Here is a 23,710-nt window from a genome sequence, read left to right on the forward strand (position 1 = left end):
TCGGTCGAATCGACCTTTGGGACAGCCTCTCCTTGCGTAATCGGTTAGTCCCGTTCGTCCTACTCCTTCACGCTTCCGAGCTGCAGCCCCGCTACGAAATGCCGCTGCAGGAACGGGTATACGAGCAATATCGGCACCGATGCGACCATCGTGATGGCGGCTCGGATCGATAGCGGCGTAATCATCGTTGCGGTATCCTTGGCCGCCGTAGACGATATGTTCGGATTGGCGTTGGAGTTCACCGTCGAAGACAGCAGCCTGATCAGTTCGTATTGAAGCGTGCTCAGGTTCTCCCTGGACGATGCGAATATGAACGTGTCGAACCACGTATTCCATTGGCCGACGGCCGTGAAGAGCGCGATTGTGGCGAGCACGGGCGCGCACAGCGGCAGAATGACGCTTACGAACACCCGGAAGTCGCTTCCGCCGTCGATCTTGGCCGACTCGACCAAGCTTTCCGGCAGCGTATGAATATACGTGCGGACCACCAGCATGTTGAATGCGCTGATCAACCCCGCTCCGGCACCGGGAAACAGAATATAGACGAGGAACGTATTGAGCAGGTGCAGATCCTTGATCAAGAAATACGAAGGAATGAGGCCCGCGCTGAAGTACATCGTCAGTACGAAGATGACCGTAACGAATTTGCGGTACATGAACTCTCTGCGGCTGATCGTATACGCGAGCATGGCGGTCAGGAACACGCCGAATACCGTGCCGACGACGGTCCGGGCGACGGACACCCAGAACGCATGGAACACTCTCCCGTCCTGGAAAACCGCGTCGTAATTTTTGAACGTCCATTCCCGCGGCCATACGTAGATGCCTCCGCGCGTCGTGTCGAGGCCCGCATTGAACGAGACTGCCAGCGTGTTGAGGAACGGATATAACGTGACGACCGCCACGAACAGCATGAACAAATAATTGAACGAATGAAACACGAACGGCTCCGATTTGAATCTTCTTCTTAGCGTCGTTTGCATACGGAGCCCCCTTAGACGAGCCGCTCTTCGCCGAGACGCTTGGCGATGAGGTTCGCGCAATATAACAGAATAATGCTAACGACGGTTTTGAAGATGCCCGCCGCGACGCCTAGCGAATAGTTCCCGATTCGAAGACCGTACTTCAGGACGAAGATGTCGATCGTCTCCGAGTAATCGAGCACTTGTCCGTTCCCTAGGAAGTATTGGATCTCGAAGCCGCCGCCGTTCAGAATCCAACCGATGTTGAGAATCAGCAGGATGACGATAACCGGCCGAATGCCCGGCAGCGTCACGTTCCATATTTTGCGATAGCGTCCCGCCCCGTCCATCTCCGCCGCCTCATACAAGGACGGATCGACGGAGGCGATAGCCGCCAGGTAGATGATCGTGTTCCACCCGACTTCCTTCCACACGTTGGTAGCGCCGACGATTCCCCAGAAGTACTTGCCTTCGCTTAGCCACACGATCGGTTCGTCTATGAGATGCAGCTTCACCAGCACGATATTGACGATGCCGCCTTCGGTGGATAACGACATCGAGACGAGGCCGGTTACGATAATCCAGGACAGAAAGTGGGGAAGATACGAGATCGTCTGAATGATCCGCTTGATGCCGGTTTTCTTGATTTCGTTGAGCAGCAGCGCCAGGCCGATCGCCGTAACGAATCCGAGCACGAGCGATATGACGCTCATGGCTATCGTATTGCGGAGCACCCGGGTAAAGCCTTCGTCCATGAGCAGGAACCGGAATTGATCGAATCCGACCCACTTCTGATCGAAGATGGAGAAGCCGGGCTTGTATTGCTGGAACGCCATCATCCAGCCCCAGATGGGACCGTAGGCGAAGATAACGACGTAGATCACCATCGGTAAAGACATGAGTATCAATTGCCGCTGGCGGAACATCTTTCTCCAGTACGGTTCGGTCCGCCGAGCGGGCTGAGAGGATGGTTCAGCCTTATGGACCACTTGCTGCGGCATCGGTTCCGCCTCCTATCACGGGACGAGCGGAAGGCTGGAATACGATCTCCAACCTCCCGCTCCTCCTTCGCCTTATTTGCTGGTCCAGTTGTCTACGCGCCACTTCAACTGATCGTTGACTCGATCCAGATAAGCTTGCGTATCCACTTTGCCCATCTCTTTAGCATAATCGTCCCATACGCTGTCGAAGTTCTCAGGCTTGCTCAAGATGGCTTTCGGCAAATACTTAAAGTCCAGATCCTTCATCTTCTGGTTGGCGACTTTCGCGGCGGAGCCTTCGATCAGGTCGATGTTCCAAGCCGGATACGATACGCGGTTCTCCGGCGGCGACGTGAAGAACTCGGTCCACACTTTATGGCCGTAGGCCGTTAATACCTCTTTGTCGATGTCCTTCAGGTTCGCGAAGAATTCCTCCGGCTGATTGCCCGCGCCTTCGGCGTTGCCGTCCGGATACCGGCCTTCCAGTTTAGGCATGTAGCCCCAGAGCGATTCCGCTCTGTGCTTCTGCTTCCAGGTGACGTCTTCTTGCTGCTTGCGCATCTCCGGCGTCCGATAGAAGAGACCGTCGTCGCCGACGAGATAATCGATGCCTTCCTGTCCCCAGTTCATGCGCTTCTGCCATTTCTCGGACAGCAGCGTATCGATGAATTTGATAATTTTCACCGGATCCTTGGCGTTAACGGTAATGCCGAAGCCGTTGCCCAAGTTAATCGGCGGACGGTCCAGATAATAATCGGTCACGTTCGTGTCATAGACGAGCGGGAACCCGACATAAGTGCGGTCGAACTTGCCCTGGGAGACGAGCGAATCATGTCCTTGCCCGAAGTTCCAGCGTTGGTCGAACATGCCGAGCACGCGACCGCTGGAAATCTTGGCCAGGAACTGGTCGTAGTTCTGCGCGAACGCTTCTTTGTCCAGGAGGCCCTTCGCGTTGACCTCGTTCAGCTTCTTGTAGTATGGCTTCGACACGTCGTTAGCGGAGTAGAGCGTAGCGACGTTCGTGGCCGGATCGACGAGGACGCCGCCGTCGTTCGGGTGGCCGGCCAGATGCTGCGGAGGGTTCCGCAAACCCCAATCGCGCCAGTCGAACGCAAGCGCGGTGAACCCGATCGTCTTCTGGCCGTCGATCTCCGGATATTTCGCCGCATAGTCTTCGATCAGCTTGAAGTATTCGTCCAGCGTCTTGAACTTCGGATAGCCGAATTCTTTAAGAACCGCCTTCTGAATGTAGAATGCCGGACCGTAATAATCCGTCGACATGAATTCGCCTTGGTAAACCCCGTAGTTCGGCATCCAGTAAATATGGCCGTCCTCCGGATCTTTCAGTTGGTTCCATACTTTCTCGAAATGTTTCTTTATGTTAGGCGCATGTTGCTCGATCAAGTCTTCAAGCGGAATAACCGCTTTGGCTCCCGTAAGCTTCGTATTCGCCGTGATTAAGTCCGGATAGTCGCCGCCGGCGATCATGACGCCGAGCTTCTGCTCGATATCTCCAACCAAATATTCTTCCTTCAGCGTGACGCCGAGCTGTTCTTTGATTTCCTGATAAATGAGGTTGTCGTCTGTCGGAATCGGCCCCGTAGCGGCCGTAAACAAGGAGATGGTGAAGGGTTCCACTTTCGTCTCGGTCGAACTGGACGCGGTTGAAGAATCGCCAGGGCTCTGCGAATCCGGCGACGATGACGATGGCGACGAGTTCCCGTTATTGTTGTTACTCGAGCAGCCTGCCGCTACGATACTGGATACCAGCATCAGCGTGAGTAACCCTAAGGCCGCTTTTTTAGGACGAACCCCCATTGTTAAATCCTCCCTATCGAATATGAAGCAAGACGGCGCGCATTCGTCTTGTTGCTCATATGGTAGCGCTTCCTTGGAGGCGGTTACAATTCACGAATTAAATGTGTATCCCCCCGAAAAATCGGTTTCGAATACGATTGCGAACCGCCGTCTCACCTTTCGGAAGCTCTGAAATCCGCCGGTTTGCACCCCGTTCTCCGTTCGAAATGTTGCAGAAAATGACCGTAATAAGCGTACCCGACCTGTTCCGCGATCACGCCGATCGCCTCGGTCGTGCCTAGAAGCTTCTCGCACGCCTCCGCGATGCGCAGATCGTGCATCCGATCAAGCAGGCCGCTGCCGAATTTGTCCTGATAGGCTTTGCCGAGATAGACGGGGTTCAAATAAAACCGAGCCGCTACGTCCCGAATCGAGAGAGGGCTGCGGTAATGATCCCGGACGAATTGGTCGACTTCGGCCATCGTGCCGCCGACATGGCTGCCTCGAAGCGATCGCACCGATCGAATCGCTTGCTCCGCATACGTCCGTATAAGCGTCCTCGCCAGCGGCAGCTCGGACGGCTCGGCCTTCTCCTGGGCCGAGTTCAGACAGACGCGATGCAACAAGGCAGGATCGCCGCCCATTCCACGAATCAACTTGCTGCATTGGACAGCCATAGAACCGGCGAACAGCTCAGCCCATTCGGAAGGGCATCCGGCCAACTCCCGAAACAGATCATCGATGATGTCCGCCGCTCTGCCGCTATCCGCATCCTCGATCGCTTGCACAAGTTCCTTCATCCGGTGCGCCGCATGCGTAGGAAGATTAGCCCCTTCCTCGTCGCTTTCCGTATCGGATTCCAGCATGATGGCCTTGCGCGTATCCAGCCGCCCGCGAACCTGAGTCAGCACCTTCGCCGCTTCTTCTTCGACGACCGGCTTCATCATGTAGTGACGGACGCCGAGCTGCATGGCGCGTTTGGCGAACGAGAACTCGCCGTAGGCGCTAAGCACGATAAACTCGGAGGATGCTCCTGGCCCCCCGTGCAAGCGCCCGATCAGCTCCAAGCCGTCCATCTCCGGCATTCGGATATCCGTCACGATGACGTCCGGCAATAACCGTCGCGCCGCCGACACCGCTTCTACCCCGTTCTCGCACACGCCGCAGACGCGAAAGCCGAGCCGCTCCCAGTCTACGAACATTCTTAGGCCTTCGATCGCGAGCGGTTCATCATCCACCAGCAGCACCGAATACATTCCTTTTCCTCCCTTCATCCTCGGACAGTGCGGGAATTCTAAAGCCGATTCGCGTGCCCTCGTCCGGCCGGCTGTCGATCTCGAAATCGACGCGCTCTCCGTATTGGAGCCGCAGCCGTTTATATACGTTACGCATGCCGACGTTCTCGTCAGAATCGAGACTTCCGTTCATCATGCTCCGAATTTCCTTGAGACGGCCCTCCTCCATGCCTTTCCCGTTGTCCTGAACTTGCACGTGCAAATAGGTGTCCCCGCGCTTCGCTTCGATGCGAATGCAGCGCTGCCCCTTGACGGCCTGCAGCCCGTGCTTGCACGCGTTCTCGACAAGCGGTTGAATGCACATTTTGGGCACGAGGCAATTGGCTGCCGCTTCATCGATATCGAGGACGTAGTCGAACCGGTCCGCGAACCGGAACTTCTCGATGGTTAAATACATTTCCGTAAAATGAAGCTCATCCTGCAGCGTAACCGGGCCGTCGGACCAGCTGAGCATTCGCCGCAGCAATTGGGACAAGTTGCGGATGATGGTCGATACTTCCGTATAGCCGTTCTTCACGCTGACGACGAGCAAGGCGTTCAAAGTATTAAACAGAAAATGCGGATTCACTTGGCTTTGCAACAGCTTCATCTCGGCGCGAATCCGCTCCAACTGCATGTCCTTCTGCTGGATCTCGAGCTTGTAGACGTCGTTAATGAGCGATTCGATCTGCGCGGCCATCCGGTTGTAGCTGCGGATCAGCCCTCCGATCTCGTCTTTGCCTTCCCGAAGCTCGATCAAGTCGAACTTCTCGTTCGTCGCTTTATCCATATGGCGGGCCAACCGGCGAATCCGGTAATTATAGGAACGCAGCATAACGAAGATTAACGACGTCGGGAGCAACGTGCTGATAATCGCCAACATCCAGATGAATTGCTTCGAGCTCTGAAAGGCCGTCTGGAAACGATGCGCGTCCGCTACGCCGGCGAGCGTCCAGTTGTGGATATAAGAGGGGTTGCCCAGGGGACTGCGGAACAGTAATTCGTCGTCCCCGTCGCCTGCCGGCTCGGTCGTCTTCATGTATTGGGAAGAGGGAAACATGACGCGGTTGTTCGGATCCAGCATGCTGATCGCCATATAAGACTTCTCTTCCGCCAGAATCTCATCGAAGCTGCTGGCCTTGAGATCGATGCGCAAATATTTCGGATATCGTCCGTACAGCGGGTATTCGTTCAGTTTCCGTACAATGCTGAAGTATTGCTTGTTCTGCTTCACGTTGATGGGGTCAATGTCGCTGTAGATGATGACTTCGACGGCCGAGGGGGATTTCGAGATCCTATCGTACCATGGGGTTTGTTTGGCCGTTTGATCCAGATAGAAGTAATTGCTGCCGGTTACGATCGTGGGGTTTGTCGTGTACACCGATATATTCTCGACGTAAGTATAAGCGGACATGAACGGCCTCATCTTGCCGGTCAGGACCTCATTGAATCTTTCGTAGTAATCGACGATGTCGGCGTAATCCTTATCCAGCATTTCGTACAACGTGCGGTCCGTCGCGACGGAGTGGCTTAACGTCACGCCGCCGTCGATCATATCCATGATCTTCTTGGCCGTTCTCTCGATCGTCATCTGAAGATTGACTTGCTCCCGGGATTGCACGTTCTTCGACATCTGCTGGAAGAACAGGACGTTGATCGATAGAATCGGCACCAGAACGCATAGCAAGTAAATAAGCGTGAACTTCCATTTAAGCGGAATATTGTTGACGAAGCTTAGCCAGCCGATCGGCCTGCGCATGCGGGCGCCTCCTTCGTATCAACCGTTCTTGTATTGCGAAGGGGTCATGTTCATCCATTGCTTGAATTTCGCGGTGAACTGCTCGGGGTCCGCGTATCCGACCGTCCGGGCTACGTCCGCGACCTTCTGATTCGTTCGCCGCAGCAGCCTGCGAGCCGCCTCGACCCGCGTTCGATGGACATAATCGAGGAATGATATGCCCATCTGTTTCTTGAACAGCTCGCCCAGATAAGCCGGTTGGAAATGCAGCGATCGCGCGATGGCCTGCAGCTGAAGCGGCTCGCTGTAATGCTCCCGAACGAACCGCGCCACATCCCATGCGGGACCGGTCCCCATCCGCTGCCGGGCGAGGTGCTCCGCGACCTTGCAAGCGTACGATGTCAAGACGTCGGCCCATCGATCCGTCCGGTTCGGCAGCATCGGAAGAGAAAGGTCTTGTTGGTCCGCCGGGGCCAACCCCGTCAGCTCCCCCTCCGCCGCTTCCCACGATAATTCCAACAGCACGTTCGACAGGAAAGCTTTACCGGCCTCTCTGTCGCCTGCAACCGTAGGCTTAAGCAGGCGACACAACCGGTTAGCCGCTTCTCCGATTACCGCCTCGTCCCCTGCTTTGACCGCCAACATCAGACGATCCTCCTCATCGTATAACGAGTCGCCGACCTCCGGCGAGGGCCAAGTCGCTGCCTGGGGCCGGAGCCCGGGCGGCAATTCCTCGATACTCTCTTGATCGATTACCGCCCATTGGCGGCTGATCTTCTCTAGCGCGGCGTGGATTTCCGCGACGTCGATCGGCTTCAGCCAATAATCGAGAGCTCCGAACGTCAACGCCTTCCGGGCGGTCGGAAAGTCGTCGTACCCGCTTAGAATGACGAATCGGCTCGGCGCGTCCAACTCGTTCGTGCAATGCTCGAGCAACCGCAGCCCGTCCATGGCCGGCATCCTAATGTCGGTCACGACCAGATCGGGATGGAGCTCCCTTATTTTCCCGAGCGCTTCTTCCCCGTCGCACGCTTCGCCGCACACGCGGAAGCCGTATCTCTCCCAATCGATCATGAACCCTAACCCTTCCAACACCAGCGGTTCGTCGTCCACTAACAGAACGGTGAAAATACGGATACGCCCCTTTCCTGAAATTGTATATATACTTTACCATAAATTTGAAACCGTTTTCATTAAAAAATTGCATGAGATCGCTCTCTATCGGAATTTCTCCATTAATTCGTCATGATCCGCTGCGCGCAGGTTGAGGCGGTATAAGAAAACCGATCCTGCTCGGATCGGTCGGGCTTGCTCGTCTCAACCGCTAAAGTATCGTTTCCAATCTTTTTCCACGGCTCTCCCGGCGTGCGCTTTTGACGCCAGAGGCGGCGTGCGTCAGGCGTAGCAGGATGGCCGGCCCTACTTCCGTCGCTGCACCGGGTTCGCACACTTTGTTCCTTCTACTTCCGTCGCTGCGCCGGGTTCGCACACTTTGTCCTCCTACTGAGTCGCTCCATCGGGGGTTCGCACACTTTGTCCTCCTACTGAGTCGCTCCATCGGGGGTTCGCACACTTTGTTCCTTCTACTTCCGTCGCTGCACCGGGTTCGCACACTTTGTCCTCCTACTGAGTCGCTCCATCGGGGGTTCGCACACTTTGTCCTCCTACTGAGTCGCTCCATCGGGGGTTCGCACACTTTGTCCTCCTACTTCCGTCGCTGCACCGGGTTCGCACACTTTGTCCTCCTACTTCCGTCGCTGCACACCTGCCATTCTGCAGTTAATCCCACCCGAAATCGCTCGTTTATCCATTCATCCTGCAAAAATGCAGGTATTTGTCCTGCAAACCGTCAATGGAGTCACTCGGCTAGCTATCTCCTGCACATTTGCATTTATGGATTTAACACCTTACCGGGTCTATGAAATAACTGTATTATCGCAGGTTCTCGCAGGTTCTATCGCAGGTTCTATCGCAGGTTCTATCGCAGGTTCTATCGCAGGTTCTATCGCAGGTTCTATTGGTTGGCGGAGAAAGTGGGGTTCACTCCGTCGCTGTACGGCCGTATTCACGGTCACACGATAGCGACTATCACGCTAGCACCTACGAATATGCCTCCGGGTATGTGCGTTTCACGATCCGTTCTCATCCCAAACCACCTATTGAAATAGGCGGTTTCTAACCCCCCATTTTATACTTTCTGATAGGTTAAGAAAACGGAGCCGCGACGATAGCGCGACTCCGTTCTCCCACTATGAACCTAGCAATGAGCAGACCCGCCCTGCGATCTGACTTAGCGGCAGCTGATATTCCACCGCGCCGACCTCGTAGGCCGCCTTCGGCATCCCGTAGACGACGGAGGTCGAAGCGTCCTGTCCGATCGTTCGGCCGCCCTTGCGGCGGACGGCAAGCAGGCCTTTCGCGCCGTCGTAGCCCATCCCCGTGAGCAGCACGCCGATCGCGCGCGGTCCGGCATGCTTCGCCGCCGACTCGAACATCACGTCGACGGACGGACAGTGCCCGTTAATTTTCTCGCCTTCGTCGCACCGGACGACGTATCCGCCCTCCGTCTTCACGATTCGCATATGGCGGTCGCCGGGAGCCACCAACGCGACGCCGCGCCGAAGCACGTCTCCCGACTGCGCTTCCTTCACCCGGAACGGCGTAGTCGCGTCGAGGCGTTCGGCGAACATCCGGGAGAAAACCGCTGGTATATGCTGCACGATAGCGATACCGGGCATCGACGGAGGCAGCGCGGTCAGCAGACGGTGAATCGCTTCCGTTCCGCCGGTCGACGCTCCGATGGCGATCAGATCGTCATCCGTGCCATAGGTCTTATAACGATCGGTTACGTCATCCGTCGCCCTCTCCGATCCTGCGCGCGGATTCGATTTGACCGCGGCTTTCGCTTTGCGGATCACCTCCATCAAGAACCGTTCGACGTCCGAGGCCGCCCGCATATCCGGTTTCTTGACGAAGTCGACCGCGCCTGCCTCAAGCGCGTCCAATGCTGCATGGCTTAGCGAGCTAACGACGATGACGGGCATCGGATGCTGCGGAAGCAGCTTGCGGACGAACTCGACGCCGTTCATTCGCGGCATCTCGATATCGCAGATCATGACGTCGGGGCGTACCCGTTCGATCCACTCGACGGCTTCGTACGGATCTTTCGCGGTGCCCGCCACTTCGAGGGCAGGATCGGATGAAAGCCCGCGGAGCATGACCTCGCGGAATACGGCGCTGTCGTCGACGACGATCAGCCTGATAGGTTGTCCGACCCGCATCGCTATCTAACTTCCTTTCGGTATACGCCGGGGAGAACGTACTTGAACGGCATCGTCTCCCGGTTGAAGGATTCCGATTGACTGACGAACAAGTAACCGCCCGGTTCCGTGTGCTCCCAGAATTTTCGGACGAGCGTTTCTTTCGTCGGATTGTCGAAATAGATCATGACATTGCGGCAGAAGATCGTATGGAACTTGCGCCTGAATGGAAATCGCGGTTCCATAAGATTGAACTTCCGGTAGACGACCTCGGATTTAATCCTCTCTCCGACGGTCAACGTCCCTGCCGATCCACGGACCATATAGCGGGATCGCCATTGCTCCGGCAGCGCCGCGGCTTGATCTGCGTCGTATTCGCCCCTTACGGCCTGATCCAGCACCTTCGAGGACAGATCGGTCGCGAGCAGCTTCTTGTCCCAGCCGGGGCTGCCCGCGAAATAATCTTCCAGAATCATAGCGAGCGTATACGACTCTTGTCCCGTGGAGCAGCCGGCGCACCATATTCTTAAATCCTTGTCGCCGGCGCGTCCCGTCAGATCGGGCAGGACACGGTCGCGAAAATAGTGAAAATGCTCTGCTTCCCGCATGAAGAACGTATGATTCGTGGAGATTTTAATCGCGAGCTCGCTGGCCGCCGAACCCGATCGATCGGAGACGACGTATTCGAAGTATTCCTTGAAGCTGCGAAAACCCTTCTGTTGCATACCGTGCGCCAATCTTCCGATCAGCAAGGCCGTTTTCTCTTCCTTAAGGTGAATGCCGTACATTTCCTTGATATAGCGAGACAACTCTTGAAATTCCTTCTGCGTGATCGGGATCATCGCTGCTCCTAGTACTTCCCGAATTCTTGATCGCTGAGCACGATCTTCTTCTTAGACGGCTCGGCGGACGATGGATTCGTTCGCGAATGATCGGAGAGCGTTTCTTTGCCCGAGAGTCGTTCGAGCATCTGCCGAACCTCCGGGCTCATCTCTTCCTCCGTCCGGTAAAAACCGTTGCGAGAGATCTTCTTAAGATTGAACCGGCCGACTTGGCGCTTCAGATTCTCGGCTTGACCCGACAATTGCTCGCTTGCGGACGCCGTCTCCTCCGATGTCGCGGAGTTCGTCTGCGTAACTTGCGATACTTGGAAGATCGCCTGATTGACTTGACCGATGCCGGATGCCTGTTCGTTGGAAGCCGACGCGATCTGGTCCACGAGCTCGGCCACCTTGGATACGCCGCCGACGATCTCGTTCAACGCCGAAGCGGTTTCGTTGGCGATGCGCGTGCCGCCTTCGACTTTCTTGATCGAGCCCTCGATGAGATCCGTCGTCTCCTTGGCGGCGCTTGCCGATCGGGCGGCAAGATTGCGCACTTCCTCGGCGACGACCGCGAACCCTTTGCCGTGCTGTCCGGCGCGCGCAGCTTCTACTGCCGCATTAAGCGCAAGGATGTTCGTCTGGAACGCGATTTCGTCGATAACCTTAATGATTTTCGAGATATTGCCGGACGCCTCGTTGATTTCCTCCATCGAACGCAGCATCGACTTCATCTGATCGTCGCCTTCGACGGCTTTTACCTTCACCGATTCTGCGAGGGAATTCGCTTCCGTCGCGCGCTGAGCGTTCATATTCGTCTGAGTGCCGATCTCTTCGAGCGAAGCGGTCAGCTCTTCGATCGAGCTTGCCTGTTCCGTCGCGCCTTGCGAGAGCGCCATGCTGGAATCCGACACTTGCCGCGAACCGGACGCGACTTGCTCCGCGGAAATGCTGATGTTCGAGAGCACGTCGTTCATGCTGTCGACCATCTCCCGGAACGACTTCGAAAGCTGGCCGATTTCATCCGTCGAACGGACCGTAAACTCGACATTCAGCTCCCCTGCCGCGATCGCTTTGGCTGCTTCGTTCACCTCATAGATCGGGCGGGTAATGAGACGCGCGATGATATACGCGATAATAACCGCGAGCACGACGGCAATGGCCGTACCTACGATAATAGACATGTTCGTGAACGTTTCACGGGAGGCGCTTTCCTCGGCACGCTCTGCCAGCAAACCTTGTTCCATCGATTTGCTCTCGGCCAGCACCGCGCGGAAACGGTCGAAGGACGCCTTGCCCTTCTCGGCTCGTTCGTTCAACACGACTTCGTCCATCGTCGCTACGCCCGCTTCGACGCGCTTGCGCAGCTCGATCGCCGATTCGGCGATTTCCTGCCAGGCTTTCTGTTCCGCCTCCAGCTTGCTCATCAGCTCTTGTTGTTTCGGGTTGTCCGAAGTCAATTCCTTCACACTGGCTAAATGCTGGCCGAAGCTCGTCTTTCCGGCATTATACGGTTCTAGCGATTTCTCGTCGCCCGTCAGCGAGAAGCCTCTCTGCCCCGTCTCCATGTCGACCATGCTGGAAAGTACGGATTGCAGCTCCGTCAACACCTCGTAAGTATGTTCGTTCCAATCCGTCGTGTCGTTCTGTTTGTCGAAGTTGGAATAAGACAACACCGACAATGCAATTAAAACCGCTAACACCAATGCGAATCCGCCGTACAATTTCTTGCCAATGCTGAGATTATTAATGGCTCTCATGAAGTGTGGTCTCCTTTGGCTCGCTGTAGTGTTAGGCTTATCAGCCGATCGATGCCAGCTGTTCGCTGTCTTCTTGGTGCAGGAGCTTGTCGCAGTCGAGGAGCAGCTTGACCTCGTTGCCGACTTTGCCGATTCCCGTAATGTAGGAATGCATGACGTTCGATAGCTCCGGCGGCGGAACGATCTCGCCGTCGGGGATCGACAACACCTCCGAGACCTGGTCGACGATGAGGCCGATCGACACGTCCCGAATGTCTACGACGATCACGCACGTACGATCGTTATAAGCGCGGAACGGCTTCTTGAAGCGGAGGCGGACGTCCATCACCGGAATGATTTTCCCTCTGAGATTAATAATGCCGCGGATATACTCGGGCATTTCGGGCACTTCCGTTATCGTCTGCACGCCGATAATCTCCGTCACATGCTTGATCTCGATGCCGTAGTATTCGGAATCCAGCGCGAACGTCAAGTACTTCCCCTTCTGCGTATCTTCCGTCTCGTACATTTCTTCCGCCATGTTGGCCATATTCGCCGCTTCTCCTCTCTCATGCTGTCTGGACATCTCGTTAACGCAATCTCTCGACGTCTAGAATCAGGCTGATGCTCCCGTCGCCGAGCAGCGTGCAGCCTGCAAGTCCGCTGATCTTCTTGTAGGCGCGAATGTATTCGGGAAGCGACTTGACGACGACCTGCTGCTCGCCGATCAGCTCGTCCGCGAACAGGCAGTACGTCGACGTCTCGCTCTCGACCATGATCATGATGCCGGCGGTAAGGTCCCGTTTCGCGCCGTCCGTCCCGAAGCGATCGTGAAGCCGGACGATCGGATAGCATTGCCCCCGTACCATGATCATCTCGTAGCCGTTCGGATCCCGAATCAAATCCTTGTCGGTCGGCCGGAAGGATTCTTTGATCGCCGTTATCGGAATCGTAAAGCGCGAGTGGCCGACTCTAATGTTCATGCCGTCGATGATCGCGAGCGTGAGCGGTATTTTGAAATAAACGTCCGATCCCGCGCCTTGTTCGCTCTCCACCCACACCGATCCGCCGACGGCCTCGATGTTGCTTACCACGACGTCCATGCCGACGCCGCGTCCGGAGAATTCGCTTACCTTCTCTTTGGTCGAGAAGCCGGGGAGGAAAATCATCGCGTAAATTTCTTTATCCGTCATCTCCTGCGCCGGCCTATGGAGCAGGCCGTTGCGCCTTGCTTTATCCAATATCCGAGCCTTGTCCAAGCCGCCGCCGTCGTCCCGGATCGCAATGAAGACGTCGCTGCCGACGTTGCGGGCTTCCAGCGTGATCGTTCCCGCCTTGTCCTTGCCGGCGCGTATTCGGTCTTCCGGCATCTCGATGCCGTGATCGATGGCGTTACGGATAATGTGCATGAGCGGGTCCGATATTCGTTCGATAATGTTCTTGTCCACTTCGGTCTCTTCGCCGATCAACCGCAGCTGGACGTCTTTCCCGAGTTTCTTGCTTACGTCGCGAACGATGCGGTACATCTTATGGAAGGTGGCTGTAAGCGGTACCATTCGAATCGACATGACCATATCCTGAATCTCGCTCGTAATCTTCCGAAGATGGCGAGCGGATTTCATGAAATTCTCGAGCGACAACCCGCGAAGATCGGGATTCTGAGTCACCATCGCCTCGGAGATAACAAGCTCGCCTACGAGATCCATGAGCTTGTCCAGCTTCGATACATGGACGCTGATAATGCTCTGCTGAATGTTCGTCTGATCTTCCCGTTCCAACTGTCTTGCGGGAGGAGCGATATCTCCGCTAGGAGGACCGTTGATGTCGGGCGAGGCACGCAATGCTCCGTTCCCGTTCGCTTCGCCGTCGGTCGACGTATCCGCTTCCTCGATCAGCGAGAGCTCGAACGATCGAAGATAGGAGGCGCGGCTGAAAAATTGGTGCAGCTCCTCGTCGGTCGCGGCGCTTCGGAACCATATGCGAAAGCCTTCGCTTCGGATCACGTCCGCGGACGATTCATTAACGGCGATGTCCGAAGGTTCGTAACGGCAATCGTCGGCCATCTCGCCCAGATGGTGCGCCACGGTAAACGCTCGCAAGTTCTCCATGCCCGAGGAATCGTCAAAGACGAGATGCGCGAAATAAGATTTCGATCTCGAGGAAAAGGTTGCTTGGGCGGGATCTTCGGCGAGTTCTTCCGTCTGCGATATGCCGGCGCCGACAGCGTTATCGGGGTCGAGCCGAGCGAGAAAATCGCGTACCCGAACGATAATGTCGGTCGTATCGCCATCGTTCCGGTCGCCGTTCTTCAGTTTGTGCAGCTCGACTTTAATCAGGTCGCTGCCTTCGAGCACAAGATCGGTTAATTCTGAATTGTCGACATGGCGAGGTTTGTGTTCACGGAGATAATGGAGGACGTCCTCCAAGGCATGGGCAAGCTCCGCGATATTCGAATATTTCATCGTTGCGGCAGAGCCTTTGATGGTGTGCATGGCACGGAGAATTTCGTTGACGAGTTCCGGGGAGTAATCGCCGGCCTTCTCGGCGAGAAGTACGGCACGGTCGATCTGTTCGATCAATTGTTCCGACTCAAAGAAGAACATCTCGATGATCGAACGGTCCAAATAATTGTCCATACGTCCTCCAACTGTCTGTCGCGTAGTTGTGTTATCCGGGAGAACCATGCAATGGATGAAATATTTATGTGGATATTCAGGAAATTTCAGCCTCATTCTACTCTATAATTCGACATATATCAACATAATTCTACATTAGCGAAACGTTTATTTTCCTCCCTGCGCGGACTTGCTCCTCCGCCTTCGACATCCGCAATCATGACGTCATGAATGACTCGCGTCACTACCGGATGACACGTCATATCGAATACATTGGAGGTAGTTCATTAATGCGAATCCCGAAGGAGGGTTTGACATGTACGCAAGAACGTCAACCAAGTCCCGCAAGTGGAAAGCGCTGCTGTGGAGCATCGCGCTGATCGCCGTCGTCACGTTATGGTACGCTTCCGTCGCTTGGCACGCGGACCGATCGGATGTGCCCTCGGGCACGGGCATTATCGGTATCTCCGACCAGACGGGCGATATCGAGCTGGCTCGCCGGATTATCGTCTATCAATCGCCTTCAGTCGCGGCCGATGCATAACGAATAAGCAAGAATGGCGCTCCTCGCATCCTGCGGGGGGCGCCATTCTTGCGTTCACGCCTACTCTCGCAGGGATGGAAAATAATTATTAATGTACGATTGACAATAGTGTATGACATACAATATGATGTGATCAAGAGGTGACACACATGTCTCAGTTCGAGGAACTACTATCCGCGTTCGAGGTGGAATTGAAACGAGGCACGCTCACGCTGGCCGTTCTTAGCCTATTGCAGACGCCTAAATACGGCTATTCCCTCCTCCAAGATCTCGTCGACAAGAACGTCGACATCGAAGCCGGAACGTTGTATCCGTTGTTGCGGCGCTTGGAGAAGCAAGGGATTCTGACGAGCGACTGGGATACGGCGGAGAGCCGTCCCCGGAAGTACTACACGCTTAGCCCGACCGGCACGCAGATCTTCGAGAAGCTGCGCGATAACTGGCGGAACATGACGCGCCAGATCGACCAACTATTAGGAGGAGAGCAAGATGGACGTCATTGATCGGTACGTATACGCAGTCGTTAAACGGCTGCCCGAGAAATCGAGAGCGGAGGTGGAACGCGAGCTTCGGGCGAACATCGAAGAAATGCTCCCCGACGATTACGAAGAGGCCGACGTTCATACGGCGTTACTATCGCTCGGCAATCCGGCCGCATTAGCGGAGCAATATCGCGAGACGAAGCGTTACTTGATCAGTCCGGAGCTGTACGGCAACTATATCTACGTGCTCAAGATCGTCTCGGTCATCGTCTTGATCGCCCTCCCGATCGCCGCCTTCGCGGAGGTGCTGACGGATGACCGGGGAGATGGACCGTTCGATTTGCTTATCCGGGCATTCGTCCAGGCAATCTTGATGGCCTTCCAAGCCGCCATGCCTGTGTTCGGCATCGTCACGCTGATCTTCGCGTTCTTGGAACGCGCGGATAAGAAGTATTCGCAATGGCCGTATACGGGGAAGCCGTGGACGATCAAAGATTTGAACGAAGCGCCGGTCTCGGATTCTCGTTCCATCCCCAAGAGCGAATCGATCTTCTCGATCGTGATCGGCGTCGTGTTCGGCATCGCGATATGCTTCTACCCGGAATTGCTCGCCTGGTATTCGAACGATAACGGCGATTGGAGCAGCGTGCCGATATTCAACGAATCGGAGCTTCGCCCCTATATCCCGTTCCTGCTGGCTTTAACGGCGTTCAGCGTCGTCATCGCGACGCTCAAGCTGATTCAACAGAAGTGGACCGCGCATCTCGCTTGGCTCAACGTTCTGGTTAACGTCTGCGATATCGCCTTCATCTGTACCTTCTTCTTGGACCCGAACTTAGTCTCCGATGCATTCGTCACGACGTTCGCGACCAACTTGGAGGCCGACCCGGATTCTTTCCGAGGCATTTGGGATAACAGCATGCTCGGTCTAGCGGCGTTCCTCTCGATCATGATGGCGTGGGACGGAGTGAACGGCTTGATCAAGGCGAGGAAGATAAGCTGATCCTCGTATTGGGCGTGGTGTGGTCGCATTTATGCGCCACTACCTGCACGTGATACAGTCACTTCGGCAAATCGATCGTAGCCTTAACTCGTCTCCTGCATGAAGTACAGTGAATTGGGCAAAAGAGAAGGATTTCGACGGTTTGGCGATCACGAGATGTACTCCGTACAGCTATTGTGCTGAAGATTCGCCCTTTTAGGGCTAACTAACTGTATTGCGCGCAGTTGTACCGGACGTTGCCGCATGAATAAGGGTAGCGGCAACGAGGGAAAATAAGGCAAAAAGCGAAAGACCCGCTCGCGCAGGCTTTCGCTTTTTCTACATAGGAGCTATTCCATGATCTTACACAAAGGCGAGATGTTGTTCCGGCAAGGAGAATCGGGACCGCTTTATCATCTGCGAAGCGGTCTGCTCAAGATCGTACGGGTGCATCAGGACGGATCGCAAATTCTAGTTAATCTCATTACGCCCGATGAAATCATCCCCCACCATTCGCTGATCAGCCCCAATCCCTACTTCGGAACCGCAGTAGCTCTCTCGACTTGCGAAGTCGATATCCTGCCCCAACAGGAATGGTATCAAGAGCTCGATCGGAATCCGGAGCGTTACCGGTCGATCGCCCTGCTGCTGCAGGACAGATTGCGGATGCTGCAACAGCGGATCGATCAACTGACGGAAGTCGCGCCGGCCAAGAAGCTGCAGAAGCTTCAAGCCTGGTTCCATTCGTACATCGCGACGGCCGCTTTAACCGACGTATTGACGCAGGAGGAGATCGGCCAGTTCCTCGGGCTTCGGCGCGAGACGGTCAATCGGCTTCTTCGCAAATCCTAGCGTCCCGCTAGAGCCTCCTCCGGCTTGGCGGCTGTCGAATGCTCCAACGTGCCCGCCGGACCGAAGAACTCGTAACGGATGTCCGCGTCGGCGACGCCCCATGCTTTCAGTAGCCCGTATACGGCTTTCATGAACGGTACTGGGCCGCAGAAGTAGAAGCTCGCGTCTTTGTCCGGAACAACGCTCTGGACCCAAGGCAAGTCGACGTAACCTTCTTTGCCGTAAGCGTTCGTCTCCCGATCGCGGCTCGTCGGCTTCTCGTAGACCCAATGAACGGACACGTTCGAAGAACGTTCGGCCACCGCCTCGACTTCTTGTCTCAAAGCATGCACTTCTCCGCTTTGAGCGGCATGAATGAACGTAATCGGCCGCTTAGAACCGCTCTCCGAGAGCGTATTCAGCATGCTGACCATCGGCGTCAAGCCGACCCCGCCGCTGATCAAGACGACCGGTCTTGCGTCTTGCGTATCGAGGATAAAATCTCCGGCAGGGGCCGAAAGCCAAAGTACGTCTCCTTGCTGTACCTGCTCGTGCAGGTACACCGATACTTTGCCCGCAGGCACCTCCTGGATCGTATCTTCCCGTTTGACCGAAATGCGGTAATAAGGTTTGCCCGGCGCATCGGACAAGCTGTATTGCCGCATATGCGTATAAGTTTCTCCCGGGATCTCCATTTTTACGCCGACATACTGCCCCGGTTTGAACGCCGCGATCGCGCCCCCGTCCTTCGGCACCAGATAGAACGAAGTAATGACGTCGCTCTCTTTGACTTTTTTCTCCACGATAAATTCCCTGTATCCAGCCCATCCGCCCTGTTGCTGCTCCGTCTGCTTATACATCTCGTCCTCGACCTCGATGAATACGTTAGCGATGACTTGGTATGCGGCGGCCCAAGCCTGCAGAATGTCCTCCGTGGCCGCATCGCCGAGCACCTCCTTGATCGCGCGGAGAAGGTTCTCGCCGACGATCGGATATTGCTCCGGTTTAACGCCGAGGCTGCGGTGCTTGTGCGCGATCTGTTTCACCGCCGGCAGCAGCGTCTCCAGCTTGTCGATATGCTGGGCTGCCGCATATACGACGTTGGCCAGCGCCGTCTGTTGTCTGCCTTGGCTCTGGTTCGCGTGGTTGAAGATGTTGAGCAGTTCCGGGTGAGCGGCGAACATATTGCGGTAAAACCGCTTCGTAATTTCGACTCCGTGCTTCTCCAGCACGGGGACCGTAGATTTGATGATCTGTATCGTTTTCTCGCTTAGCATGACGGGTCCTCGCTTTCATGACTTGGGATGAACCAAGTATATAGAGAAGAGGACTTTGCTATACGTGATCGAGATCACATTAAATTTTAACGATCTGTGGCCGAAGCGATCTTGTGCGTTGTTCGAGATACGACGAAAGGCACCCGGATGGGTGCCTCTCGTAAGCGCTATACCGCTAACACGTTGCCGCAAAATTCGCATTCCCGACTCTCGCTCGGCGAGACTGTCGAGGTAGCGCCGCATCCGGTGCAAGTGACCGTCCGGGAAACCGAATCTTCTTCCTCTCCCTCCGAATAATCTTCGTCAAGCGCTTCCTCATCCCACTCATCGCTTTGCTCGGATACGAGAATCGTCCCGGTCGCCGAATCCAACAGCGCGTCGGGGAGCTCTTGCGAAGCGATCATATAGCTGATATCCTGCTTTACTTCGTTTAATGAAATCCCCGTCCGTTGCGACAGACCCTCAAGAGTACGTATGTTATCGAACATGATCAAGCTGTAGTACTCGGAATACAATTCCTCCATCTTCTTATTCCGTTTATACGCGACGATATAGAAGATAGCAGCCGGAATCCCGAGCGTAATCGCAAATACGACGATGACGGTGACAGCGGTGGAGACCGTAAAGTCGGATGCCGTCGCGCCCACCAGGACATTAATGAGGACAGCCATCAGAAATAAAGTTAAGAAGACATGGCCCGTCACGCGATAATCCTTAGCTCGAAAATGATTTACCTTAGCGTGTGCCGCGAAACGGATCAGAATTAATACGAACGCGACCGGAAAAAAAACGATAGTCGCGCCGATAATCAAAGACGTAGAAATTTTGGGGGTATCGACTCTCATTGGGTTAATCACTACCTCGCTTTATCGACAGTTATTGGTTTCTCCAGAGGCTACGCGCCTTGCTCTTGCGATTCGGCATTCTTCATATAAATAGCGAGCAGGCCGATCGCGATTGCAGCGATTCCGAGGGCAATGAATTGCAGCAATGCATAAGAGACAACGGATACGTTCAACGCCCAAGAGAAAATCAGAATGAACGATAGGACGACAACCAAGTAAGTCCCCGCCACCGTTATCATTCCGAGATAGACCGGAATCAGCTTTCTCGAGCGCTGTCCGTTGACCAAATAATAGAGTACAATTCCGTACAAGAACGATTCCCCGAACAACAAGACCGTATAATTAATCCATGTATGGCCCGGTCTGCCGAACGGGAAATCCAGAAGGAATACGACAGCGCTCGTAACGAGCAGCGACACCGCATAGAGGAAGGTCGCGATACGGGCGAATCCCTTCGCAGGCTCGTCTCTTTGTTCCAACCTCGGTTCCGTATTCATCTTGTCATCTCCTTACTCGATCAGCTTGTTGCCGCATTCGAGGCAGAATTTCTGTCCAGGCTTAATGTCGTGCTGGCAATTGCCGCACTTAAGAACCTGACTCGCGCCGCAGTTCGAACAGAACTTAGCCTCGGGGTTGGTTTCCGTCCCGCATCGGTAACACGTATGCGCGGTAAGCGAGTGGCCGCACTTCGGGCAAGATGTCGCTCCTTGCGGACAATCCGCTCCGCACTTCGCGCAAGCGTTGTTCGGATCTCCGCAATGCATGCAGAACTTGGCGCCTCTCGGAAATACCTTGCCGCAACTGCTGCACTCGATCACATTCGCCGCCGGAGCCGCGCCGGCTCCGACGCCCGTTCCCGCTCCGGCGATATTCATCTGGTCCGTCAAGCCGGACATTTGGTTGCCCACGGCTCCGCCGATACCGAAGCCCATGCCAAGCCCGATGCCTGCGCCCATCACGTTCGCGCTGCCGCTTCCTTCGTTCTTCGCCGCGCCTTCCAACGTGTCGAACGTCCGCTCTTGTTGGTACGTATATTGGAGGATGTCCATCTCCGCCCGCTTCGCCAGAGCATCCTTCAATCTAACGGTAGCCGGATCATCGTCCGGAATGTTGATTGAATCGATGAAGAAGTTGAGTATGCGGATGCCGAACTCCTCGAATTTCGGTTGAATCCTCTCTTCCACGTGCTTCGAGATTTCCGACATGTACGCGCTGATCTCGAGAATGCTGATTTTCTTGAAAACCAGGTAAGAAGAGATGAGCTCTTTAATGTTCATGATCAGAAGTCCTCGGAAGTAACGAACCATTGCTTCTTTGTCGAAGACGGAAAGCGTTCCGATCAGCTTTACCAGGAACTTCCGAGAATCCTCGATTTGCAGCCCGAACTGCCCGAACGAACGCACCGACACGATGATTTGATACTTGGGGTCCTGCAGCTGCAATGGAGTCGCCGTTCCCCACTTGACGTCCAAGGCGTTAATCTTGTTCACGTACCACACTTCCGCCGTGAACGGCGATTCCCCTCCGAACGGAAGGTTTACGATCGACTGCAAGAACGGAATATTAGCCGTGCTGAGCGTATGCCGTCCCGCTTGGAAGAGGTCCAGCGCTTTGCCGCCTTTAAATAGAACAGCTTCCTGCGACTCGTTCACGATAAGCTGAGTCCAGGTTCCCAACTCTTGATCGGGGTATTTCCATGCGAATACATCCGCGGGTCCGTCGAATTTGACGATATCAATGATTGCCATATCCCTAATGTCTCCCCTAAAAGCCGCCGATACGTGCATAAGTACGCAGCCATTCTGCGCGACTTTTCCAATATTTTTCGACATCAATATGAAATATTCTACATCAATCAAAATTTTCCTTTTAAGAATCGCATCAACAGCGACTATCTTCCTGCTCCATAAGTAATAGGACCGCACACACCTCGCAAGAGGCTGTCACGGTCCTTTTATCCGGAGTATAGATTCGCCATTCAAGAGATCATTTCTCGAAGTGTTGCACGGGCTATTGGCGCAAGGCGATATAAATTTCAACTTGCCCGTCGTTCGGATCGGTATTCTCGGGATACAGCTCAAAGTCGCCCGTGAAGGCCCGATCATTACCGGGTTGCCGGGACCATTGCCAGATCTCGCCCCAAGCCCGCTGCACGACTTCGAACACCGGTCCCCTCTCCGTAACGAAGACGGCATATTTCGCGGCGGGAACCGTGTATGTCGTAACGGACTCGGGATAGGGCTCCTGCGCTTGTTCCCGAACGGGTACGCCAACCAATACTTCATACCGTCCGGCATCACCCTGCTCATAGTTAAAGTAACAGTTATATAGCCCCTGCCGCTGTGCATAAGGGGCTAGTTGGCCGCCAATATTGCCTGAATAGTATCGTTCGAACAACTTGCCGATTTCGCCCTTGCCGCTTAACTCGGCTTCGTTAGTCGTGACGACGCTTACTCCGGCCAAGGTGAAAGCAGGCAGTACCTCTACGCGCGCTGGTTCATGTTTCATCACTAATCACTCTTCTCTATGGGAATGAGTCTTAGTGTAAACCAAGCAACCTGACAGCTATCTGTCAGGTTATTTTATTTATCTCTATACCTATTCGCGATTTGCTCCGCGCGGTTAGCGACGATCTCCCGCAGATGGGGCGGTTCGAGCACTTCCGCATGGTGACCCAAGCCGAGGATGAATCGATACAGCCAATCATCTTCCGGGTATGCCTTCCTCACGAGCCAACTGCCGTCATCTCCCGACTGCCCCTCTTCGATATCGAAATACTCCTCCGCTAGATGCCGGGATTCGGCACGAAAGCGAAGGACGAACTCCGTAGCCCGGGACGGCTCGCATGCACCAGCGTCGTTGTCTTCCGTCGGCAGTTCTCGGCGATTGAATCGGGTCTCCGGGTCAACCTTCAACTCCTTCATTCTCTTCAGCTTGAACAGCCGGAACTGCTCTCTCTCTCGGCAGTAGGCCTGCAAGTACCACTGTCTCCCTTTCAAGATGAGCCTATGCGGTTCAACGGTGCGATGCGAGATCTCGCCTTCGGCGTTGGAATAGGCGAATCTCGCTAGTCGGCAGCGATCGACCGCTTCTTTCAGCAACTGAAGCTTAGGCCGCAGCTTATCGTTGCCGTCCCACGGAGAGTAGTCGATCAGCACGCGGCTAGTCATCTGCTCGAATTCCTCCGAGCGCGAGGGCGGGACGATGCTATTGATCTTCTCCATTAACCGCAACTGCTGCTCGTTGCCGTATGAGGTAGAGATGCTGCGGAGGGCGGTAACGATATCCGCAAGTTCGTCGTTGGTAAGCACGTTGCGGTCCAAGCGGTAACCTTCGACCAGTCCAATGCCGCCGTTCGCTCCCTGGTAAGTGACGACGGGAATGCCGGCCACATGAATGGCTTCGATATCCCGGTATATCGTCCGTACGGATACCTCGAACCGCTCCGCAAGCTCTTTGGCCTGCACCATGCGGCGGTTCAACAGCAGAATAATGATGGATAAGAGCCTTTCCAGCTTCACGGCAGGTACCCTCCGTCACGATGAGTCAGACTATTTCATAAT

21 protein-coding genes are annotated in these 23,710 nt (G+C 55.1%); 4 read left to right on the forward strand and 17 right to left on the reverse strand.

The window, feature by feature from the left end:
* Nucleotides 1–59 precede the first annotated feature (59 nt).
* The 11 genes from COHPA_RS0112560 to COHPA_RS0112610 form a co-directional block, all read right to left on the reverse strand.
* Entirely contained in the window at nt 60–983 is a 924-nt protein-coding gene (locus COHPA_RS0112560) for a carbohydrate ABC transporter permease (protein ID WP_027086511.1), read from the reverse strand.
* Nucleotides 984–994: 11 nt separating this feature from the next.
* Nucleotides 995–1,963, reverse strand: coding sequence for an ABC transporter permease (locus COHPA_RS0112565; RefSeq protein ID WP_027086512.1), 969 nt, complete (start codon nt 1,961–1,963; stop codon nt 995–997).
* 72 nt (nt 1,964–2,035) lie between these two features.
* On the reverse strand, nt 2,036–3,760 hold the full coding sequence (locus tag COHPA_RS0112570; protein WP_027086513.1) for an ABC transporter substrate-binding protein: 1,725 nt from the start codon (nt 3,758–3,760) through the stop codon (nt 2,036–2,038).
* A 152-nt stretch (nt 3,761–3,912) separates the two neighbouring features.
* On the reverse strand, nt 3,913–4,995 hold the full coding sequence (locus COHPA_RS24450; protein WP_027086514.1) for a response regulator transcription factor: 1,083 nt from the start codon (nt 4,993–4,995) through the stop codon (nt 3,913–3,915).
* Complete coding sequence (locus COHPA_RS0112580) at nt 4,970–6,772, reverse strand: sensor histidine kinase (RefSeq protein ID WP_027086515.1); 1,803 nt, start codon at nt 6,770–6,772, stop codon at nt 4,970–4,972. Before COHPA_RS0112580 ends, COHPA_RS24450 begins: the two co-directional genes overlap by 26 nt.
* A gap of 18 nt (nt 6,773–6,790) precedes the next feature.
* The gene (locus COHPA_RS0112585; RefSeq protein ID WP_027086516.1) at nt 6,791–7,864 is read right to left on the reverse strand and encodes a response regulator transcription factor; all 1,074 of its coding nucleotides are present in this window, start codon (nt 7,862–7,864) and stop codon (nt 6,791–6,793) included.
* 1,136 nt (nt 7,865–9,000) lie between these two features.
* A complete protein-coding gene (locus tag COHPA_RS0112590; RefSeq protein ID WP_027086517.1) occupies nt 9,001–10,032 on the reverse strand; it encodes a protein-glutamate methylesterase/protein-glutamine glutaminase in 1,032 nt (343 codons plus the stop codon).
* Nucleotides 10,033–10,034: 2 nt separating this feature from the next.
* Nucleotides 10,035–10,853: a CheR family methyltransferase gene (locus COHPA_RS0112595; protein ID WP_027086518.1), complete on the reverse strand. Its 819-nt coding sequence runs from the start codon at nt 10,851–10,853 to the stop codon at nt 10,035–10,037.
* Between the two features lie 8 nt (nt 10,854–10,861).
* Complete coding sequence (locus tag COHPA_RS0112600; protein ID WP_027086519.1) at nt 10,862–12,592, reverse strand: methyl-accepting chemotaxis protein; 1,731 nt, start codon at nt 12,590–12,592, stop codon at nt 10,862–10,864.
* Between the two features lie 40 nt (nt 12,593–12,632).
* A complete protein-coding gene (locus COHPA_RS0112605) occupies nt 12,633–13,157 on the reverse strand; it encodes a chemotaxis protein CheW (RefSeq protein WP_245590297.1) in 525 nt (174 codons plus the stop codon).
* A 4-nt stretch (nt 13,158–13,161) separates the two neighbouring features.
* A complete protein-coding gene (locus tag COHPA_RS0112610) occupies nt 13,162–15,207 on the reverse strand; it encodes a chemotaxis protein CheA (RefSeq protein ID WP_027086521.1) in 2,046 nt (681 codons plus the stop codon).
* 295 nt (nt 15,208–15,502) lie between these two features.
* On the opposite strand from COHPA_RS0112610, the gene COHPA_RS0112615 reads away from it, so the two are divergent.
* The 4 genes from COHPA_RS0112615 to COHPA_RS0112630 all read left to right on the forward strand — a co-directional run bounded on the left by COHPA_RS0112615 (nt 15,503) and on the right by COHPA_RS0112630 (nt 18,046).
* Nucleotides 15,503–15,730: a hypothetical protein gene (locus COHPA_RS0112615; RefSeq protein ID WP_027086522.1), complete on the forward strand. Its 228-nt coding sequence runs from the start codon at nt 15,503–15,505 to the stop codon at nt 15,728–15,730.
* A 149-nt stretch (nt 15,731–15,879) separates the two neighbouring features.
* Entirely contained in the window at nt 15,880–16,233 is a 354-nt protein-coding gene (locus COHPA_RS0112620; RefSeq protein WP_027086523.1) for a PadR family transcriptional regulator, read from the forward strand.
* Complete coding sequence (locus COHPA_RS24455; protein ID WP_027086524.1) at nt 16,220–17,215, forward strand: hypothetical protein; 996 nt, start codon at nt 16,220–16,222, stop codon at nt 17,213–17,215. Before COHPA_RS0112620 ends, COHPA_RS24455 begins: the two co-directional genes overlap by 14 nt.
* 336 nt (nt 17,216–17,551) lie before the next feature.
* Entirely contained in the window at nt 17,552–18,046 is a 495-nt protein-coding gene (locus COHPA_RS0112630; protein ID WP_027086525.1) for a Crp/Fnr family transcriptional regulator, read from the forward strand.
* On the opposite strand, the gene hmpA is transcribed toward COHPA_RS0112630, so the two are convergent.
* From hmpA to COHPA_RS0112660, 6 genes are all read right to left on the reverse strand, one after another.
* Nucleotides 18,043–19,302: an NO-inducible flavohemoprotein gene (gene hmpA, locus COHPA_RS0112635; RefSeq protein ID WP_027086526.1), complete on the reverse strand. Its 1,260-nt coding sequence runs from the start codon at nt 19,300–19,302 to the stop codon at nt 18,043–18,045. The genes COHPA_RS0112630 and hmpA overlap by 4 nt on opposite strands.
* A 167-nt stretch (nt 19,303–19,469) precedes the next feature.
* The gene (locus COHPA_RS0112640) at nt 19,470–20,147 is read right to left on the reverse strand and encodes a hypothetical protein (RefSeq protein ID WP_027086527.1); all 678 of its coding nucleotides are present in this window, start codon (nt 20,145–20,147) and stop codon (nt 19,470–19,472) included.
* A 50-nt stretch (nt 20,148–20,197) separates the two neighbouring features.
* Nucleotides 20,198–20,644: a hypothetical protein gene (locus tag COHPA_RS0112645; protein ID WP_027086528.1), complete on the reverse strand. Its 447-nt coding sequence runs from the start codon at nt 20,642–20,644 to the stop codon at nt 20,198–20,200.
* Nucleotides 20,645–20,656: 12 nt separating this feature from the next.
* The gene (locus COHPA_RS0112650) at nt 20,657–21,895 is read right to left on the reverse strand and encodes an SPFH domain-containing protein (protein WP_027086529.1); all 1,239 of its coding nucleotides are present in this window, start codon (nt 21,893–21,895) and stop codon (nt 20,657–20,659) included.
* A 262-nt stretch (nt 21,896–22,157) separates the two neighbouring features.
* Nucleotides 22,158–22,655, reverse strand: a complete 498-nt coding sequence (locus COHPA_RS0112655) for a GyrI-like domain-containing protein (RefSeq protein ID WP_027086530.1) — start codon at nt 22,653–22,655, stop codon at nt 22,158–22,160.
* 74 nt (nt 22,656–22,729) lie between these two features.
* Nucleotides 22,730–23,668 carry a helix-turn-helix transcriptional regulator gene (locus COHPA_RS0112660; RefSeq protein WP_027086531.1) on the reverse strand — a complete coding sequence of 313 codons (939 nt, stop codon included), beginning with the start codon at nt 23,666–23,668 and terminating at the stop codon, nt 22,730–22,732.
* Nucleotides 23,669–23,710: the final 42 nt, after the last annotated feature.

It is taken from the genome of Cohnella panacarvi Gsoil 349, assembly GCF_000515335.1.
Lineage (GTDB): Bacteria > Bacillota > Bacilli > Paenibacillales > Paenibacillaceae > Cohnella > Cohnella panacarvi.

What these genes read in the sequence shown, in the direction of transcription:
- COHPA_RS0112610 (WP_027086521.1), bottom strand. Translation starts at nt 15,207, where the DNA reads ATGGACAATTATTTGGACCGTTCGATCATCGAGATGTTCTTCTTTGAG.
- COHPA_RS0112605 (WP_245590297.1), bottom strand. Translation starts at nt 13,157, where the DNA reads ATGTCCAGACAGCATGAGAGAGGAGAAGCGGCGAATATGGCCAACATG.
- COHPA_RS0112655 (WP_027086530.1), bottom strand. Translation starts at nt 22,655, where the DNA reads ATGAAACATGAACCAGCGCGCGTAGAGGTACTGCCTGCTTTCACCTTG.
- COHPA_RS0112640 (WP_027086527.1), bottom strand. Translation starts at nt 20,147, where the DNA reads ATGAGAGTCGATACCCCCAAAATTTCTACGTCTTTGATTATCGGCGCG.
- COHPA_RS0112600 (WP_027086519.1), bottom strand. Translation starts at nt 12,592, where the DNA reads ATGAGAGCCATTAATAATCTCAGCATTGGCAAGAAATTGTACGGCGGA.
- COHPA_RS24450 (WP_027086514.1), bottom strand. Translation starts at nt 4,995, where the DNA reads ATGTATTCGGTGCTGCTGGTGGATGATGAACCGCTCGCGATCGAAGGC.
- COHPA_RS0112650 (WP_027086529.1), bottom strand. Translation starts at nt 21,895, where the DNA reads ATGGCAATCATTGATATCGTCAAATTCGACGGACCCGCGGATGTATTC.
- COHPA_RS0112560 (WP_027086511.1), bottom strand. Translation starts at nt 983, where the DNA reads ATGCAAACGACGCTAAGAAGAAGATTCAAATCGGAGCCGTTCGTGTTT.
- hmpA (WP_027086526.1), bottom strand. Translation starts at nt 19,302, where the DNA reads ATGCTAAGCGAGAAAACGATACAGATCATCAAATCTACGGTCCCCGTG.
- COHPA_RS0112565 (WP_027086512.1), bottom strand. Translation starts at nt 1,963, where the DNA reads ATGCCGCAGCAAGTGGTCCATAAGGCTGAACCATCCTCTCAGCCCGCT.
- COHPA_RS0112590 (WP_027086517.1), bottom strand. Translation starts at nt 10,032, where the DNA reads ATGCGGGTCGGACAACCTATCAGGCTGATCGTCGTCGACGACAGCGCC.
- COHPA_RS0112620 (WP_027086523.1), top strand. Translation starts at nt 15,880, where the DNA reads ATGTCTCAGTTCGAGGAACTACTATCCGCGTTCGAGGTGGAATTGAAA.
- COHPA_RS24455 (WP_027086524.1), top strand. Translation starts at nt 16,220, where the DNA reads ATGGACGTCATTGATCGGTACGTATACGCAGTCGTTAAACGGCTGCCC.
- COHPA_RS0112580 (WP_027086515.1), bottom strand. Translation starts at nt 6,772, where the DNA reads ATGCGCAGGCCGATCGGCTGGCTAAGCTTCGTCAACAATATTCCGCTT.
- COHPA_RS0112615 (WP_027086522.1), top strand. Translation starts at nt 15,503, where the DNA reads ATGTACGCAAGAACGTCAACCAAGTCCCGCAAGTGGAAAGCGCTGCTG.
- COHPA_RS0112570 (WP_027086513.1), bottom strand. Translation starts at nt 3,760, where the DNA reads ATGGGGGTTCGTCCTAAAAAAGCGGCCTTAGGGTTACTCACGCTGATG.
- COHPA_RS0112595 (WP_027086518.1), bottom strand. Translation starts at nt 10,853, where the DNA reads ATGATCCCGATCACGCAGAAGGAATTTCAAGAGTTGTCTCGCTATATC.
- COHPA_RS0112630 (WP_027086525.1), top strand. Translation starts at nt 17,552, where the DNA reads ATGATCTTACACAAAGGCGAGATGTTGTTCCGGCAAGGAGAATCGGGA.
- COHPA_RS0112645 (WP_027086528.1), bottom strand. Translation starts at nt 20,644, where the DNA reads ATGAATACGGAACCGAGGTTGGAACAAAGAGACGAGCCTGCGAAGGGA.